Annotated in this window: 25 protein-coding genes; 9 read left to right on the forward strand and 16 right to left on the reverse strand. The window is 60.5% G+C overall.

All coding sequences use genetic code 11. The features are described 5' to 3' along the window. Positions 1-69 precede the first annotated feature (69 nt). The 3 genes from AB4Z10_RS15615 to AB4Z10_RS15625 all read right to left on the reverse strand — a co-directional run bounded on the left by AB4Z10_RS15615 (position 70) and on the right by AB4Z10_RS15625 (position 1,290). Complete coding sequence (locus tag AB4Z10_RS15615) at positions 70-363, reverse strand: hypothetical protein (RefSeq protein WP_441471283.1); 294 nt, start codon at positions 361-363, stop codon at positions 70-72. 282 nt (positions 364-645) lie between these two features. After that, positions 646-963 carry a DUF2934 domain-containing protein gene (locus AB4Z10_RS15620; RefSeq protein ID WP_441471284.1) on the reverse strand — a complete coding sequence of 106 codons (318 nt, stop codon included), beginning with the start codon at positions 961-963 and terminating at the stop codon, positions 646-648. 18 nt (positions 964-981) lie between these two features. After that, the gene (locus AB4Z10_RS15625) at positions 982-1,290 is read right to left on the reverse strand and encodes a DUF982 domain-containing protein (protein ID WP_441471285.1); all 309 of its coding nucleotides are present in this window, start codon (positions 1,288-1,290) and stop codon (positions 982-984) included. A gap of 194 nt (positions 1,291-1,484) precedes the next feature. On the opposite strand from AB4Z10_RS15625, the gene AB4Z10_RS15630 reads away from it, so the two are divergent. The 3 genes from AB4Z10_RS15630 (at position 1,485) to AB4Z10_RS15640 (ending at position 2,704) form a co-directional block, all read left to right on the forward strand. Continuing rightward, a complete protein-coding gene (locus tag AB4Z10_RS15630) occupies positions 1,485-1,781 on the forward strand; it encodes a con-10 family general stress protein (protein WP_441471286.1) in 297 nt (98 codons plus the stop codon). Between the two features lie 82 nt (positions 1,782-1,863). Then, positions 1,864-2,061: a hypothetical protein gene (locus AB4Z10_RS15635; protein ID WP_441471287.1), complete on the forward strand. Its 198-nt coding sequence runs from the start codon at positions 1,864-1,866 to the stop codon at positions 2,059-2,061. Positions 2,062-2,173: 112 nt separating this feature from the next. Beyond that, positions 2,174-2,704 carry a ferritin-like domain-containing protein gene (locus tag AB4Z10_RS15640; RefSeq protein ID WP_441471288.1) on the forward strand — a complete coding sequence of 177 codons (531 nt, stop codon included), beginning with the start codon at positions 2,174-2,176 and terminating at the stop codon, positions 2,702-2,704. Positions 2,705-2,782: 78 nt separating this feature from the next. Here AB4Z10_RS15640 and AB4Z10_RS15645 read toward each other — a convergent pair whose 3' ends face one another. Then, positions 2,783-2,992: a con-10 family general stress protein gene (locus AB4Z10_RS15645; protein WP_441471289.1), complete on the reverse strand. Its 210-nt coding sequence runs from the start codon at positions 2,990-2,992 to the stop codon at positions 2,783-2,785. A 268-nt stretch (positions 2,993-3,260) separates the two neighbouring features. After that, complete coding sequence (locus tag AB4Z10_RS15650; RefSeq protein ID WP_441471290.1) at positions 3,261-3,575, reverse strand: hypothetical protein; 315 nt, start codon at positions 3,573-3,575, stop codon at positions 3,261-3,263. A 584-nt stretch (positions 3,576-4,159) separates the two neighbouring features. Between AB4Z10_RS15650 and AB4Z10_RS15655 the strand changes: the two genes are divergently transcribed. Beyond that, entirely contained in the window at positions 4,160-4,393 is a 234-nt protein-coding gene (locus AB4Z10_RS15655) for a DUF6894 family protein (protein WP_441471291.1), read from the forward strand. Positions 4,394-5,250: 857 nt separating this feature from the next. On the opposite strand, the gene AB4Z10_RS15660 is transcribed toward AB4Z10_RS15655, so the two are convergent. The 3 genes from AB4Z10_RS15660 to AB4Z10_RS15670 are packed head-to-tail and all read right to left on the reverse strand — an operon-like array spanning position 5,251 to position 6,066. Beyond that, a complete protein-coding gene (locus tag AB4Z10_RS15660) occupies positions 5,251-5,475 on the reverse strand; it encodes a DUF6894 family protein (RefSeq protein WP_441471292.1) in 225 nt (74 codons plus the stop codon). Between the two features lie 12 nt (positions 5,476-5,487). Beyond that, complete coding sequence (locus AB4Z10_RS15665) at positions 5,488-5,709, reverse strand: hypothetical protein (protein ID WP_441471293.1); 222 nt, start codon at positions 5,707-5,709, stop codon at positions 5,488-5,490. 39 nt (positions 5,710-5,748) lie between these two features. Further along, entirely contained in the window at positions 5,749-6,066 is a 318-nt protein-coding gene (locus AB4Z10_RS15670) for a hypothetical protein (protein WP_441471353.1), read from the reverse strand. On the opposite strand from AB4Z10_RS15670, the gene ligD reads away from it, so the two are divergent. After that, positions 5,992-6,855 (forward strand): non-homologous end-joining DNA ligase, encoded by an 864-nt coding sequence (gene ligD, locus AB4Z10_RS15675; protein WP_441471350.1) that lies wholly within the window; start codon positions 5,992-5,994, stop codon positions 6,853-6,855. The two genes, AB4Z10_RS15670 and ligD, sit on opposite strands and share 75 nt — an antisense overlap. A 529-nt stretch (positions 6,856-7,384) precedes the next feature. On the opposite strand, the gene AB4Z10_RS15680 is transcribed toward ligD, so the two are convergent. The 6 genes from AB4Z10_RS15680 to AB4Z10_RS15705 form a co-directional block, all read right to left on the reverse strand. Next, positions 7,385-7,558, reverse strand: a complete 174-nt coding sequence (locus AB4Z10_RS15680; RefSeq protein ID WP_441471354.1) for a hypothetical protein — start codon at positions 7,556-7,558, stop codon at positions 7,385-7,387. Continuing rightward, the gene (locus AB4Z10_RS15685) at positions 7,474-7,647 is read right to left on the reverse strand and encodes a DUF7696 family protein (protein ID WP_441471294.1); all 174 of its coding nucleotides are present in this window, start codon (positions 7,645-7,647) and stop codon (positions 7,474-7,476) included. The genes AB4Z10_RS15680 and AB4Z10_RS15685 overlap by 85 nt, the downstream gene beginning before the upstream one ends. A gap of 12 nt (positions 7,648-7,659) precedes the next feature. Further along, positions 7,660-7,854 (reverse strand): hypothetical protein, encoded by a 195-nt coding sequence (locus AB4Z10_RS15690; protein WP_441471295.1) that lies wholly within the window; start codon positions 7,852-7,854, stop codon positions 7,660-7,662. Continuing rightward, positions 7,817-8,053 carry a DUF3606 domain-containing protein gene (locus AB4Z10_RS15695; RefSeq protein ID WP_441471296.1) on the reverse strand — a complete coding sequence of 79 codons (237 nt, stop codon included), beginning with the start codon at positions 8,051-8,053 and terminating at the stop codon, positions 7,817-7,819. The genes AB4Z10_RS15690 and AB4Z10_RS15695 overlap by 38 nt, the downstream gene beginning before the upstream one ends. A 33-nt stretch (positions 8,054-8,086) precedes the next feature. Continuing rightward, positions 8,087-8,248 (reverse strand): hypothetical protein, encoded by a 162-nt coding sequence (locus tag AB4Z10_RS15700; RefSeq protein WP_441471297.1) that lies wholly within the window; start codon positions 8,246-8,248, stop codon positions 8,087-8,089. A gap of 82 nt (positions 8,249-8,330) precedes the next feature. Beyond that, positions 8,331-8,759, reverse strand: a complete 429-nt coding sequence (locus AB4Z10_RS15705; protein ID WP_441471298.1) for a DUF1810 domain-containing protein — start codon at positions 8,757-8,759, stop codon at positions 8,331-8,333. 261 nt (positions 8,760-9,020) lie between these two features. On the opposite strand from AB4Z10_RS15705, the gene AB4Z10_RS15710 reads away from it, so the two are divergent. The 3 genes from AB4Z10_RS15710 (at position 9,021) to AB4Z10_RS15720 (ending at position 12,318) form a co-directional block, all read left to right on the forward strand. Next, positions 9,021-9,890 (forward strand): hypothetical protein, encoded by an 870-nt coding sequence (locus AB4Z10_RS15710; RefSeq protein WP_441471299.1) that lies wholly within the window; start codon positions 9,021-9,023, stop codon positions 9,888-9,890. Between the two features lie 283 nt (positions 9,891-10,173). Further along, positions 10,174-11,442, forward strand: a complete 1,269-nt coding sequence (locus tag AB4Z10_RS15715; protein WP_441471300.1) for a GGDEF domain-containing protein — start codon at positions 10,174-10,176, stop codon at positions 11,440-11,442. A gap of 474 nt (positions 11,443-11,916) precedes the next feature. Then, positions 11,917-12,318: an MOSC domain-containing protein gene (locus AB4Z10_RS15720; RefSeq protein ID WP_441471301.1), complete on the forward strand. Its 402-nt coding sequence runs from the start codon at positions 11,917-11,919 to the stop codon at positions 12,316-12,318. Positions 12,319-12,374: 56 nt separating this feature from the next. Here the strand turns inward: AB4Z10_RS15720 and AB4Z10_RS15725 are convergent, their stop codons facing one another. Together AB4Z10_RS15725 and AB4Z10_RS15730 are read right to left on the reverse strand one after the other, a co-directional pair. Continuing rightward, the gene (locus tag AB4Z10_RS15725; protein WP_441471302.1) at positions 12,375-12,671 is read right to left on the reverse strand and encodes a SemiSWEET family sugar transporter; all 297 of its coding nucleotides are present in this window, start codon (positions 12,669-12,671) and stop codon (positions 12,375-12,377) included. Positions 12,672-13,203: 532 nt separating this feature from the next. Further along, the gene (locus AB4Z10_RS15730; RefSeq protein WP_441471303.1) at positions 13,204-13,389 is read right to left on the reverse strand and encodes a hypothetical protein; all 186 of its coding nucleotides are present in this window, start codon (positions 13,387-13,389) and stop codon (positions 13,204-13,206) included. Between the two features lie 382 nt (positions 13,390-13,771). On the opposite strand from AB4Z10_RS15730, the gene AB4Z10_RS15735 reads away from it, so the two are divergent. After that, a complete protein-coding gene (locus AB4Z10_RS15735) occupies positions 13,772-14,182 on the forward strand; it encodes an MbcA/ParS/Xre antitoxin family protein (protein ID WP_441471304.1) in 411 nt (136 codons plus the stop codon). The last annotated feature ends 124 nt before the right edge of the window (positions 14,183-14,306 follow it).

Consider the following 14,306-nt stretch of genomic DNA (forward strand, 5'->3'; position numbering starts at 1 on the left):
AGCCACGTCCAAACGGCGCGCAAAGCGCGAATTTTCATCCATCATCGGTTCCGGCCAACACTTTGAACATCATTCGCCAGCCCCTGAGCTTTGAATCCGCCGGCCGATCAGCAGCACGAGTTCCCGGATGGTTCGGCATTGCTGCATCGCTTCGTCCGGCATCATGTCGCAATCAAACTCGCGTTCGACCGCATTGCCGATCAATGTCAGGTCGTCGATTGTGAACCCAATCTCGTCGACCTTCGCATGGGAATCCAAAAGCTCGGGTTTGATCAAACCTTCCGCTGCGATGATCTCAAGCAAGCGGACAACCAGACCCTCGGGGTTGCCGCCCGATCTCGTCTCTTCACTATTGTCTGACATCAGGTTGCTCGGGATGACCGCAGGCGCATTCAAGGCGTGGCCAATACGGGCTTCTGGCGCTCGATTGCGCCAGCCCGCTACCGCATGAAGAACCACAGCAAGATAATGATCGGGATCGGCACTCCGACGAGCCACAGAAGGATGGAACGCATTGTCAGCCCCTTTTTTATGAACCGTGCTGCGGCAACGCTCAGAACTTCACGAAGGTTCCTGGCGCCATATCATTAGCAAGCTTCGACCTCGCTGAACTTCCATCACTGCAGCTACGCCGTATGCATTCCGTCACGCAGGTTTGCTGCGGCGCCGCGGAGCTTTGTCCGGACGTTTCTGCTCACTCAATGCGGGGGCGGCCGCTTGCCCTTCCATCGACAATGCGGGCTCGCCAGCCGCAGGCCGGGCGTAAGTTTCAGACTCAGGTGCAGCTGCTGAGCTAGGCATAAGCGTCGGGTCTTCGCCCAAAGCTGTCAATTCACGCTTAGCGAGGATTTCCCGTGCAGCATCCCAATGGCGAAGTTCCGCGCCTACAGGCCGACCGTCACCTTCCCATAGCTCGTAAGCAATAGTGCGCACTTGAGCTTCTCGATCGAGCTCGTCAGTCATTTTTGCTCCAAATCTGTCCTACGCTGTTACTGCCAGCCGGTTGCCCGAGCCTGTCGTTTGCTGGCGGGGGACTTCCAGCATGGCAGGGGCAAGAATGTCATTCTGGTCGCACCACGAAGCGAAGAGCGCGCGAGCCAGGTCGAGATCTCCGTCGCTACGGATGGACGCCAAGCAGGTCTCCATGATGAACCGATGGCAAGCGTCCTGTTTGCAAACAGGCCAATCGGCCAGAAACATATAGGCTTCCATGCTGGACGAGACGGTCGTGGGATGGCCGAGGCCTGTCAGAATGATGACGGGCTGCTCGAAAAGCTCCGAAATTGCCATTGCCAGTTCCTCCAACTTACAGGGCGGCCGCGCTGCTAACGAGCATCAACGGCTGGAGTTCCGAGCAGCGGAAATTGGCAATGGACGGTGCGGAAGCGCACGAAGGCAAAATAACTTGAACTGCGCTTCTCCACGCCTGTTCAGTCAATGAGCCCTCGGGTTCATTCCTGAAATCAAGTGAATGGAGGTTTGCGATGACAAACAACAGCGACAAGCGCGGCTTCGGCTCCATGGACGATGATAAGCAGCGCGGTATCGGGTCGAAGGGCGGCCAGAGCGTGCCAGCGGAAAAGCGCAGCTTCTCGCAGGACCATGATCTCGCTTCAGAGGCAGGACGCAAGGGAGGTGAGAACAGCCACGGCGGCAACAATCAGCAGCAGGCCAGCGGCGGTGATCGAGGCCAACAGGGCGGCGAGCGCGGCGGATCCGGCAACTTTGCAAATGACCGTGGGCGCGCCTCCGAAGCTGGCAAGAAAGGCGGCCAGAAGTAATCTGCGACGGCCGCCCTGCGGGGGTGGCCTGTCCGCGGCGCGACCGCAGGGTACGCGCAACACGAGCTTCCTGGGGAACGTCATGTCCAAGCGACTGGGAATTGAAGAGCGATCCGTGGCTGCCGCGGCCCTTGCCGGACGCGATAGCGGCGTTTCACTCGGCGGCAAGGCTCGCGAGCTTGCGGAGAAACACTCTTCCGAAGAGCTGCGCCAAATGTCCACCTCGGAGGCCGCCGCCGAAGCGAGACGGAAAAAGCGCGGCCGGAAGCCCTCGGAGTGAAACCTGATTTGCTGCTACGGGATCAGCCTGTGGCCGGCTGCCCCGAACCGGGGCTTACTCGGTCAATCAACTATTTCGCTGCCGGAACCCCGCGCTTTCGGGGCTCGTTTCGATGTCACAAGGCAAAGGAGGATCCGATGACGACGAGGAAGACAGACTTCTTGCATGGCTGCGGGATGCTCACGCCATGGAAAAGCAGGCGGAAACGATGCTCACCGCTCAGGCCAGCCGCATCGAGAGCTCTCCTGATCTGAAGGCAAAGATCGAGGAGCATCTGGCGGAAACCCGCCGTCAGAGCGACATGCTGCAATCCTGCATCGAGCGGCGGGGCGGTGACACCTCCACACTCAAGGATCTGATGGGCAAGTTTGCTGCGATGGGTCAGGGGCTCGGCGGCGCCGTCATGGATGACGAGGTCATCAAGGGGTCGATGGCCAGCTACACCTTCGAGCACATGGAGATTGCCGCATACCAGGTTCTCATCGCGACGGCGGAAGCCTGTGGCGACCAGGAGACCGCCGCAGTTTGCCAGCGCATTCTTGCTGAGGAAATGGCGATGGCTACTTGGCTGGGCGACAACCTGCCTTCTGTCACCTCCAAGTTTTTGAGCTTGGAAGAGAAGGGTGCTTCCGCGAAACGGTAGCTTTCCGGCAGGAAAAAGGGCGAGCCCGAAGGACTCGCCCCACCCAAATTCGCACGCTCGACAGAGCGAGGTTAGTTGCTACGACTGCCCGCCCTTTCGACCGGCTTCAGAAGCGCGCTCACGGTCATTGGCGAAGTTTCCGGAGCCGCCGCGTTGGTTGTCGTGCGACCCCGACTGCGAGCGATCAGAGGACTGCTGTGACTGCTGGCCACGGTGGCTGTTCTCGCCGCCCTTCTTGCCCGCTTCAGAGGCCTTCTTCGGGTCGTCGGCAAAATTGTTGCTAGCCATATCTCTCTCCATAGGTTGCTCCCCGGCGACACCGGGGAATCTCGGGTTTGAGGTTTGGGAGACCGGCCTAACCCGGTCAGGAGATCAACTGGCGACCGGTGGACCAGTTCCTCCACATAACGCGTATTGACCGGCCGCGTACCCTACGTTGTTCTCGGGAACTCTGTCGGCGCAAGCATCGTTTGTGCGGCGCGTGGCCCCTCAGTGTCGCGCCTGAAACCACGCGGAAGGGGACTGGCGAATGCTGGTCCCCTTTTCATGGCATGACCTAGTTCCCAGATGTCCATGCCGCGCGCTGCTGCGCCAGGGCTGCTTCTAAGCGTTCCTCAGACCACTGCTCGCGATACCGAGGCCATAGCTCTTTGAAGCGAGCCTTCGCCTCGTCGAGGTTATCGACATAGCCATGAAAGTCAGCGCGCCTTGGCAGGTTGCCCGGCCCGACGAAGAACAGCCATCGGCCCTGCGATGTGGCAACCTCTCTGTAGATCCTGCCTATGATGTTCGCCTGCGGATCGAGAACGAGATAATCATTCTCGTCTTCGCTCGGCCATGTCAGCCGCAGCCGATACGGCTCGTCAGTCATTAGACCGCCCGCACCCTTCGGAGGCTTTCGCGGCCTTCATCAGCTTTCGAAGCTGCTCGAAAAGTACCGGACCATTGATTTGCTTGGCCGTGTAACCTTCGTCCGCGAGGACGCGCTGCAATGCTCTGATCGTTTCAACCCGCCCGGAGCGCGCCAGTTCGAAAGCTCGCTCTAATGTCGTCTTCATCGACGGATAAAAGCACCTTAGTCGTCGCACCGCGTTAGCATTTGACGGGTGGGCTCGATGAGGAAATAGCACTCGTCCTCGTAGTGAACCGGCGTACCGTCTTCCAACGAGTAGGAGGTCAGGCTTGTGTCAGGCGTCTCGCGCCAGACGATGACCGTGTAGCGGTTCCCGTCGCCATCCTTGCATCGCTCACGATATAGCTCGCGCCTGACAGGGCTCTGACGACGGGCCGCTAGTTCGACCGGCTTTCTCAGGGCAACCATGGGAACACCTTACGCAACAGGGAGGCTAGACGCCGAACGAGTCGCATGGGTGCAGAGTTCCCCGTCGCGTTGCGTGCCAAAACTAGGAACCCGGCCGGCCAATTCTGCATTTCTCCGAAAATGCGAGGACGCCCATGCCGAAATTTCGTTTCACCACCGAAGATGGGAACCGGGTCGACCGCGACGAGAAGCCCTTGGATTTTCCCGATGAGAAAGCCGCCAAGGAGGATGCCCAGCGAGCCCTGGCCGATATGGCCAAAGATAAGCTGCCGGATGGCAATCGCTTCGATCTGAGGGCGCGGGTCGAGAATGAGGCCGGCCAGGAAGTTTACCGCGCTTCACTGAAGTTCAAAAAGGAGAGCGACTAGGCGCGTGGGTTTCCTTCAGACGCCGTGCTCGCTCCTGATGTCGCGATGCCTGCCAGAGCGCCGCAGCCCCCTCGCGCTTTTTCTTCCACGTATTTCAGTCGCGTCGCCGCGGTATTTGGAAGTTCACGAACCCGAAGCCAGTCTAGGAATTCGTCTGGGCGGATCGTGACAATCTGGAGTGCTCGCCCGCGTGCAAGCCACGTGTTCATCACCTCCAGGGCTGACGCATACCAAACATCGTAGTTGCTTGGCATCTCGTCCCGATCGTGGGCAAGCTCCCACAAACGCTGAAAATCAGCGCGCTCGTACCACGGCAAAACTGCCGTGTACGTCTCAACTGTCGGTTTCACAGAAGTGCCGATCGTCCGCGTGCGACGCGGGAACGGAGGAATGGCAACCGTCGCAACTCGACAGATCGCTTGCGCATCGGGCGCTTAATGACGGACCAAGTCAACCCGCCGCTTACTCATTAACCGTCGGTGGAGTGGCCTTCGCTACCGAGTCGGCGCGAGGACAGCCTCATCGCCAAACGTCTCCAAAATCCATTAGGTTTCGCGGGTTCGGTCTGCGTTTCATTGCGCGGTCCGATGATGGCTCGATAATGGCTCTCGGCCTCAGGTGTGAATTTGACGTGCGCGCCTATCCGCTGAGCCATGCTTTGCGCTGTTTCAAGGACTATCCTAATGTCAGGGGAGTGGCCGTAAGCGGACCCCGTCACGTCGCGGAAGGCCCAATCGGTATCGATCCGGCACAGCGTTAGAACCTGCATGATGGAATTTTTCCAGCTCAAGGCCGCAAAACGATACAGACGTTCTATCTGTTCCGCCGTCTAGTAGTTTGTGCGTTGACGCACCGATTTAGTTCACGTCCATCGCGGCAAACGAAAAGAGCCCACGAAAAATCACGCGCCCGCCTTCATCCACGGTCATCGTCATTTCGATCTGATCGGAATCCACGAGAGCGTCGTGTGCGGCTTCGGCAAAGGCCTTCCTGGCCTCGATCCGCGCCGCCTTATCGTTCGGGCATTCGATTTCGACGGCATGGTCTCCGCCATTGCGGGTGATAAAGCGATAGCGCGGCATGGGCGGGGCTCTCTACTGCCATGAAGTCGCGTCGTCGTGAGCATTGTCCCACTGCATTATGGCCTGTACGAGTCCAGCAAGTTCTTCCGCCTGCGGCGTGCCTTCTGGATAGTCGGCCAGTTCTCGAACTCGCTCGGTCGCGGCCTCGTATTCATCTAGTGAAGTGATGCCATGTCCGCCGACATCGTTGGCAGGTGCCGAGTTCATCGGGGCGGTGACGTGCTCAAATGGCATGACTGGATCTCCCTTTGATCCGCCAACCACGCTGCACCCCTACGGTTCCTCGGAACGATTCATTCCGCTGACTGTTGGCGACTCGTTTCGTTGCGTGGGTTGTGTCCAATGTGTGCGCGTCGGGTTCTTCGGGCCGGGCTGGGCGTCGATGCCGTCAAGGGGCCGGCGCGCCGAAAGCGACTTGAGCGCGACCTCTTCGTCGATCCGATGCCCGACCGGATCGAGCCTTGCCTGGCATTGCTGGCTGCCAAGGCGCCTGCTGGAGAAGATTGGGCCTTCGAGGTGAAGTGGGACGGATATCGTCTCGCCATCCATGTCGCCGGTAAGCAGGTCCGGATCATCACAAGAGGCGGCCATGATTGGACGCCCCGCTTTCCGACGATTGCTCATGACGCGCTGGAACTCGGCGTGGATAGCGCGATCCTCGATGGCGAGGCCGTCGTGCTCGACAAGCGCGGCGCATCGGACTTCGGCGCGCTGCAGAAGGCGCTGGGCGGTCGTGGGGGCAAGCGCTTCGCGGCTGAAGCCAGGCTCTATGCCTTTGATCTGCTCTATCTCAATGGCCATGACCTGCGCGATCAGCCACTGACAGAGCGGCGTGAGATGCTCGCCGATGTACTGGCTGCTCAACCGCATGCGTCGATCAGCCTGAGCGAGGAGATCGATGCCGAGGGCTCCGCATTCTTGAAGCGTGCCTGCGAGCTGGGCCTTGAGGGCATCATCGCGAAGCGGCGCTCCGCGCCCTACCGATCCGGTCGCGGCGGCGACTGGCTGAAGATCAAATGCATCCAGTCAGAGAGCTTCGCCATCATCGGCTATGAGCCTTCGACGATTGCGCTCGGCGGCATCGGCCGGCTGTTGCTGGCGGCGCGGAGAGACGGGGAACTGGTTTATGTCGGCGGCGTCGGCACGGGGTTTACACAAACCAGCGGAACCGCGCTTCGGAAGCTGATGGATAAGCTTGTAATCCCGCACGCGCCGATCAGGATGCCGGATCGCAAAAAGCGCTATCGCTGGGCCAAGCCCGAGCTGATCGCGGAAATCGCGCTGCGCGGCTGGACCGACGACGGGAAGCTGCGGCATGCCTCGTTCAAAGGCTTGCGCGACGATGCGGATGAGGCCGCCGTGTTCAAGATTGGCGAATAGTCCGGAATCTTTGGAGCGCCTGCGGAACTCGCGCAGCACCGGTCCGTTCTTGAGCCGCTACCGTTGTTGCACCCCATCGACGATAGCGGTCGAGCCTCTGCCAAGATGCCCACCAGGAGCGAGCCGGTGTTTAATTCCCCCCAGCCAGCCGGCTCGCTTCTTCCGCCTTCGATCGGAGAGCGAGCCGCGGATGTACCGGCAGCTCCCGATTGAGGCATTGCCGCTTCGGATGGAGAGCGACATGTGGCTTCGAACTGGTCTTTTCTTTCTTGGCCTCTGCTGTGCGGCACAAGCCCAGATCGCACCCACCGGGCCGCCGCAAAACGCTCCGCCCGCCGAGACAATGCTACCCGCTCCGGCAAAGACCGAGGCAGAGGCAAGGCAGAAGCTGTCGTCTAGCGGCTATCCGAATGTGGGGGAGCTTTTACGCAGCTCAGATGGCGGATGGACCGGGACGGCGACGGTGAACGGGCGCAGCTTCACAGTCCACGTCAATAGCCGTGGAGAGATTGAGCGCCGTGACTAGCGTTCAGTAATCTCGGGGCTTGCTCTTGAGCATCGCATAGCGATCGACCTCGGAGCGAAGGTGCGCGACCGCAGTATCGCCGCGAATGCTTTTCATGCTGCGGATGCCGTCCTTTTCCCCGTCGAGCGCGCGGTTCCGATCACGAGCGGCAGGCCCGCCAGGAATCGCACCTCGCATTCGTGCTTCCACTCTCCTGACCAGGTCGAAACTTCGCGACCGGCAAGGACGGAGAAGACATGAGGCGGGTTGTCCGGTTGATAGGGCATAGCGCGTAGGTGTCAGATTCGCCGCTTTCGGGAAACCTCGCTATCCAACGATACATCTGTTCCGGGGGCCAGCTTCTTCCCTGAAGCCCAGTCTTCCACGAAGCGCTCGACCAGGCCTTCAGCGGGCTTGGTGATCTGGATGCGTGCCGATCCGCCCTCGATGACCCAGTTATCGCCGTCGCGGCGAATGTCGATGGTGGCGCTCACTGCTTGGAATCTCCGCCCAACGTGCTCCGGCGCAGTTCTTTTCCACGGCTTCCGCGGAGGAGCCGGCGGCGCGGACTGCCTCTTCAAGCTGAGCTTTCGATACGCCGAACTTCTCGGTCCAGTACCTGACCTCATAGTCTTCGCTGAGGTTGATCCGGGAGCGGTCCTGAGGGCCGCGGTTGTTTTTGTCGTCTGCCATGTGAGCCTCCTGCGACTTACAAATCGCCCCAGCTCACAAAGGGTTCCGCGCTGTGCTTTGCCCGCCATATTTCGACATCCAAGACGATCTGGATGAAAGCCTTTCCTCCGGCGTGCCCTCGAGCGCGCCGGTTAATTCCTCGATGCGAGCTAAGGCAGCCTCATACTCCGACTGGCTGTTGATCGTCGTTTTCATGGCGACCTCACTGGCCGACGAACTGGACGTAACTCAAGGCCCGCGTAATGGCTCAGAGCTCGTGACGAGGTGCGCAGCGGGGCTATTGCGCTAACAGCGCGACCGTTCGTGGGTCGGCCTCCCCTTGGCAGTAACGGTCCAGGGCGATGTTAAATAAATGGAGCCTGCTGCCCGCAGCCATCGCGAACAGGGTCATACAAGATCGGAATTTCATGTCATCGGGCGTTCCAAATATTTCGTGGAGTGTCCGCCCCTGCACGGTGAGAACAGCCTTTGTGCAAGCGACAAGACGACTGCCTAGCAGCGGATGTGCGAGATAGGCCTGAGCCTCTGATATATCCGCGAGGCCGTAGTGCTCAGAGGTTGCCGAAACTCCGAGGCCTCGGAGTTGCGGAAAGATGAACCACATCCAATGGCTCCGCTTCTGGCCGGCCTCCAGTTCAGCCAAGGCATGGTCGATGACCGCTGCCTGAGCCGTGATGAAGCGATCTGGATTAAAGGTTTTGGCCATGCCGTCCCTTCCGTGCCGGTTTGCCCGCCTCAGATAGCGTTGCCGTTAACGCCACCATCGCTGGTGAACCTCCGCTTCGTCGCAGGATCGGCGGAGGAGCTACTGTTTTGTCACGCAGCGGAACTGAATGCCCTCAGGCGCTGTTGCTCCAGCACATTTCATTCAGCGGAGGTCGCAATGAACGGCGTTATCTACATCGTAGGACTTATCGTTGTGGTCCTGGCCATCCTGTCGTTCCTCGGCTTGCGGTAGGAGTCTGCCATGTCCCTGTCCGGCACGGATGTCGTCGTCGCTCCGGTGAGCGTCAACAAGGAAAGCCGCTCCTATGTACAATGGGGGCCGATTATCGGCGGCGCGGTGATAGCAACCGCGATCTCGACCATTATGACTGTTTTCGGTTCGGCGATTGGCCTGTCGATGGTCTCTGCCGATTTCGAGAGGAGTTCGAGCGCGACCGCCCTTGCAATCGCTGGCGGGCTTTGGGCGCTCTGGGTGATGGCTTCGGCGACGATGGCCGGCGGCTATCTCGCTGGACGCATGCGCCATCCAAGCTTCGATGCGAATGCCGAGGAGCGCAAGGTGCGCGATGCGACCCATGGCCTGCTCGTTTGGGCGACCGGAGCTCTTCTGATCACTATCGTCGCGACGTCGTCGCTTTTCGGTGCCGCGAAGACGGCAGCCAGCGGCGTCGCCAATGCCGGTTCAGGCGTGGCATCGCTGGTTTCCCAGAATGTCGATCCGCTGGCGATGTCGCTCGATAACATCATGCGCGCCAACGGCCAGCAGCCGCCGACCGCCCAGGAGCGCGACGAAGCCTCGCGGATTTTCGTCAACGCGCTCAAGAACGGCAAGATCGAGCAGGGCGATCGCGATTATCTTGCTTCCAGGCTGGCGGCACGGTCGGGCATCAGTGAACAGGACGCGCAGAAGCGTATTGACGATGCCTATGCGAAGCTCTCGCAGGCGAAAGAAACAGCCAAACAGGCTGCGGAGCGCGCGCGCAAGATTGCGATCCTGACCGCCTTCCTCTCTGCCGCCGCCCTGCTCGTTGGCGCGGCTGCCGCGTCGTGGGCCGCCGCGCTCGGCGGGGAGCATCGCGACGATAACCTTCGCGTTCAGGCAGCGCTTTAGCGATCGGGCAGCGGTTCTCCTAAATGGCCCGCCGGCGATGACGGTGGGCCTTTTTCCTGCGATGCAGCAGCTTGGTGCTGCAGGTGTTTTGAGGCCTGAGCATTTCCTTATCTCTGCGGGTCCATCCTAGCGATTTTGCGGCATGTAACTTCCAGAGGTGCGCTTAGTTCGCCCAAGAGCGAATAACCCGACCGGTGCTTAGACTTGTCTCGATTGACGCGAAGGATCGTTGAGCCTCAGTTGATAGGACGGGGGATCGACGCTTTCCTTCGCAGCAGGCCTCATGCCGATTGCCCGCGCTTCCAGACCGAACTCAGCGGCGGACTTTTCGCGCCTGGACGCCCAGCAGCGTGCGCGGGGCTTTCGACTGCTGCGGTTCGAGCCGCTCTTGGAGGCTGAATTTCTCGACCAGATGCGTCGGGAGCAGAAGCCAAGCGCTACGATCTGCACTGCAACCGCGTTGCTTATCTGGATCGGGTTTGGCGCCTTCGACCTCGTCCGCCTTGATTACCCTGCTGAGATTGCAGCCTGGCGGCCGGACTTCGTCGCGGGGACAGGCTTGCGTCTGCTGACACTCGTCGTGCTCTCGACCTCGTTCGGCCTACTGGTGGCCTCTGACGCTAGGCGCATCTATCCTTGGATGTCACTCTTCGCCTTGATCCTCGTGGCGGCGGGCGCAGCCGTGAACGCAAACGTCTACAAGGTGAGGGGAATCCCCCACGCTGAATTGGCGTGCTTCGCAATCGTCATGGCCGTTTTCCTGCCGCTCGGGATGACATTCAGGCAAAGCCTGTTCACAGCAGTCTCGACCGCCCTGAGCGTGGCCATAGCCGGGCTCCTCATGCTCGATGTTGTCTATGCTCGCGAGACAATCACCCTGGCGGCTATGTTGGCATTCGCCGCATTTGTTGGGGCTGTAGGCGCGTACCTGCGGGAGTATGCCCAGCGTGACAAATTCTTGCTCCGGCGCATGCTGCAACAACTCGCGATGCTCGACCCACTCACAGGCCTCGCCAACCGACGCCACTTCGGAGATCACGCGGTAGCCGCGCTCCAGTCTGCCTATAGCGATAACTCGCCGGCAGCGCTCATCGTGCTGGACGTCGACTATTTCAAGCGCTTTAACGACACTTACGGGCACCAGCGTGGGGATTTCGCGCTGAAGCTTGTTGCCCAGCGCCTGTCCACGTTCACTCGCCACCCGCAGGACCTTGTCGGAAGATTGGGCGGCGAGGAGTTCGCGATCCTGATCATCGGACTAGATGCCAGTAGGACTGCGCATCTGGTCGGTGAGATCGTCCGAAGCATCTTGGAGCTCCGGATTTCACATGGTTCATCCGATGCTGCGGCGTTCTTGAGCGTGAGCGCCGGGATTGCGAGCTTCGACGGCGGAGAAAGCCTTGAGAGCCTGTATCGGCGCGCTGACACCGCGCTGTACGAGGCAAAGCGCTGCGGACGAAACTGCTATCGAGTTGCCGTAAACTACTCACGCGGTGGCCGGGCTGAGCCAGCCGGGTCCCAACTTCGTCTCGTAGTGTCAGACGAGCGTTAACGGAGATCGTGTTTCGGAATTGGACGCCCTTTGCCAGGTTCTGGGGTGGGTATCCAAAGGTCCCTAGCTCGGGTCGCGCGTGTCTCCGCCTATGGGCGCTCGGCCGAGTTGAGCCAGGACTGTTTCCCGAATGGCGTGGATCGTCGGCTGCTTGTGCAAAAGCACTCTTTGACAACCTACCGAAAGCGCGTTTCGATTGCCCGCGCGATGTTGGGTGTGCACCCGGAGACCTTCATAACGATCAGGCTTATAGTGGCTGGCGCGGCTGGGTGGATGCTCGCAACTCGCCCTGAACTCCGTGAACGCGTATTGGGGGTAGCCAGGGATATCTTTCAGCGACTAACCGCCCGTTCAGCAAATTGGCCAGAATCCGTGCCCTTTAACCCCTCATCCTCGCTCACGAAGCTTTTGAACGCACAGGTGAGATCGGGACAGGTTGTTTGGCTTGGTGTCCGCCCCGGCCGCCGAGAGCCCATGCTGGCAATCGAGACCGCAAACCTCGATGTTGAGAGAGGGGTCGTCGGCGATCGTTACATTCGCCCCGCCGGCAGCCGGCAGGTCACTTTGATCCAGGCTGAGCACTTGGCGGCTATCGCCAGTCATTTGGGCCGCGATCAGATACTGCCCGCAGATTTGCGGCGCAATATCGTTACTAGGGGTATCAACCTGGTCGCTCTCAAGGAGAAGCGCTTCAAGCTGGGCTCCGCCATCTTGGAGACGACGGGCGAATGTCATCCGTGCTCTCGAATGGAAGAGATACTCGGCGTTGGCGGATACAATGCCGTGCGGGGTCTCGGCGGTATCACAGCGCGGATCATTCAAGGTGGAAGCGCCGATATCGGCGACGATCTCGTCGCGCTACCCTCGGACACATAGGCCGCTTTCTGCACCGACTTGGCGCGGCCGATCTCGCCTCAGCCGATTGTCCGACATCAGGACCGTGGATCGACAGTGTCGGCCACCGCCTCCTTCTTAGCATGGGGCAACAGCGTCATCATGAGGATGAAGGCAGACAGCACGAAGCAGATGCTGTTCGTGACGATCAGCGGCCACTCGCCCAAGCCGATTCCATAGGCCGTCCACAGAGCGAAGCCGGTCACGGTCAAACTGTAGGTCAACGGAGAGATCGCGTCGGTATTGCGTGTCCTGACGATCCGCCACGCCTGGGGAACGAAGCTGATAGTCGAGCATAGCGCAGCGAGAGTGCCGGCCAGGGCGATCCAGCTCACGGCGGATTCCTTGGACAAGCGCCTGACTTGGCTCGGACCTTGCGTCGATAGCCCCGGGCAATACTGGCGGGCCCCGTTCCGATGGCGGCCTGCAGGACAGCAGTCTGAGCGGCGGAGACCTTCTCGGTCACCATCAATCTTGGCTCACGATGTGCAGCGCGACCGCCGGGGGCATTTTCATGCTTCGGAGCCAGATGGCCTGCTGCGCCTCGAATGCTAACATCGACATCTCCCGCCAGACCTTAAACATCGGCAGCCCCCTCAGGTGAGGGCTTTCGAGACCGCGGCGTGCTCTTTCGCGCTGGGCCTGAGCGGGCCCGCCGTTCAGGCTGCTCACCCTCCGTTGTCGCCGTCGCTCGCGTCTCCTGGCTCATGCGGTACCAGGCGTAGCGGATGGCGCCAGCGAGGATGAGTGGCGTTGGAAGCCGTGTCGCCAGAAGCGTCAGAGGAACCGCAAGCCGCTCGGGGATTTCGCCCCGACCCACTTTCCCGGCGACCCAGGCGCCGGCCAGGCTAAAGACTGCGGCGCGGATCATTTCTGTTCCTCCGCGGCGCCCGGCGTAATCGGAACCTGCTGGGCAACCGGATCGCTCGCGGGAAAGGTATCCTTGAGTGCCCTTTCGAGCTTCTGATCGGAGGTCAGCTCCCGCTCTGCTTGCTCCTGAGACTTTTGCTCCCTGCGGAGGCTTTCGACTGCTGGGCTCTGGTCATTCGCCATGGGTGCCTCCATCAGGTGTTTGCGCGGAGGATGAACGCTGCCCAGCCCGCTCCCGTTCCTCAGCGGACGAAGATCGCAGCCCGTAGTCTTGCGGGAACCAAAGCAGCGCCTATCTCGTTGTCCGCGCGGTGCACTAGTGGCACCTGCCTGCTCTCCGGTTGGATGCGTTGCCGCGGATGTACCGGCCGCAACCGACAGGAGGGCAAAGCCAGTTTCCCGGTGATGACCGGAACCGCCAAGTCCTGACAGATGTCAGAGGCCCGCCGTTCCCCAACGGCGGGCTTATTTTCTCATATTAGCGGCAACGATCACGACAAGTTCACGCTCGATTGCGGCCTGACCGCCGGATGGTATAGCCTCGGGGGGACAACAGGTCGGTTCGATGCTGCTTGAAATCCCTCGCACGGCTTCCAATCCTCAAATTCCGCAAATCACGGCTGAGGAGGCTTCCGCAGCGGCGCGGGCTGTCATCGAGCTGTTCGCGAAATGGGACCTCAGCGACGCCATGGCCAGCGAAATTCTTGGCGGCATTTCGCAACAAACGTATGCCCGCTGGAGAGCGGGGCGTCGTCCACGGCTCACCAGGGATCTTGCGACGCGCCTATCGCTACTGATGGGGATACACAAAGCTCTACGTATTCTGTTCAGCGACGCTCAACGCGCCTACGGCTGGGTGAGCAAGCCGAATGAAAATTTCAACGGCCGCTCGCCTGCCGAGATGATGGCGGAGGGTAGCATTTTCGCGCTCGCCAGGATGCGATCATATCTCGACGCAGAGCGCGGCGCCTGGTGAGCGTCGTGAGGGAGTGAGCGTCGGTAACGGGTAACGCGGCCTGATACCTGTTACCCAGCGCTGCGATAGCCAAGCAGTAGTGCGAACGTGCCGCCCTTGTCGAAGCGCGGTAAGCGTGGGGGAT

The organism is Allobosea sp. RAF48, assembly GCF_052114025.1.
Taxonomy (GTDB): domain Bacteria; phylum Pseudomonadota; class Alphaproteobacteria; order Rhizobiales; family Beijerinckiaceae; genus Allobosea.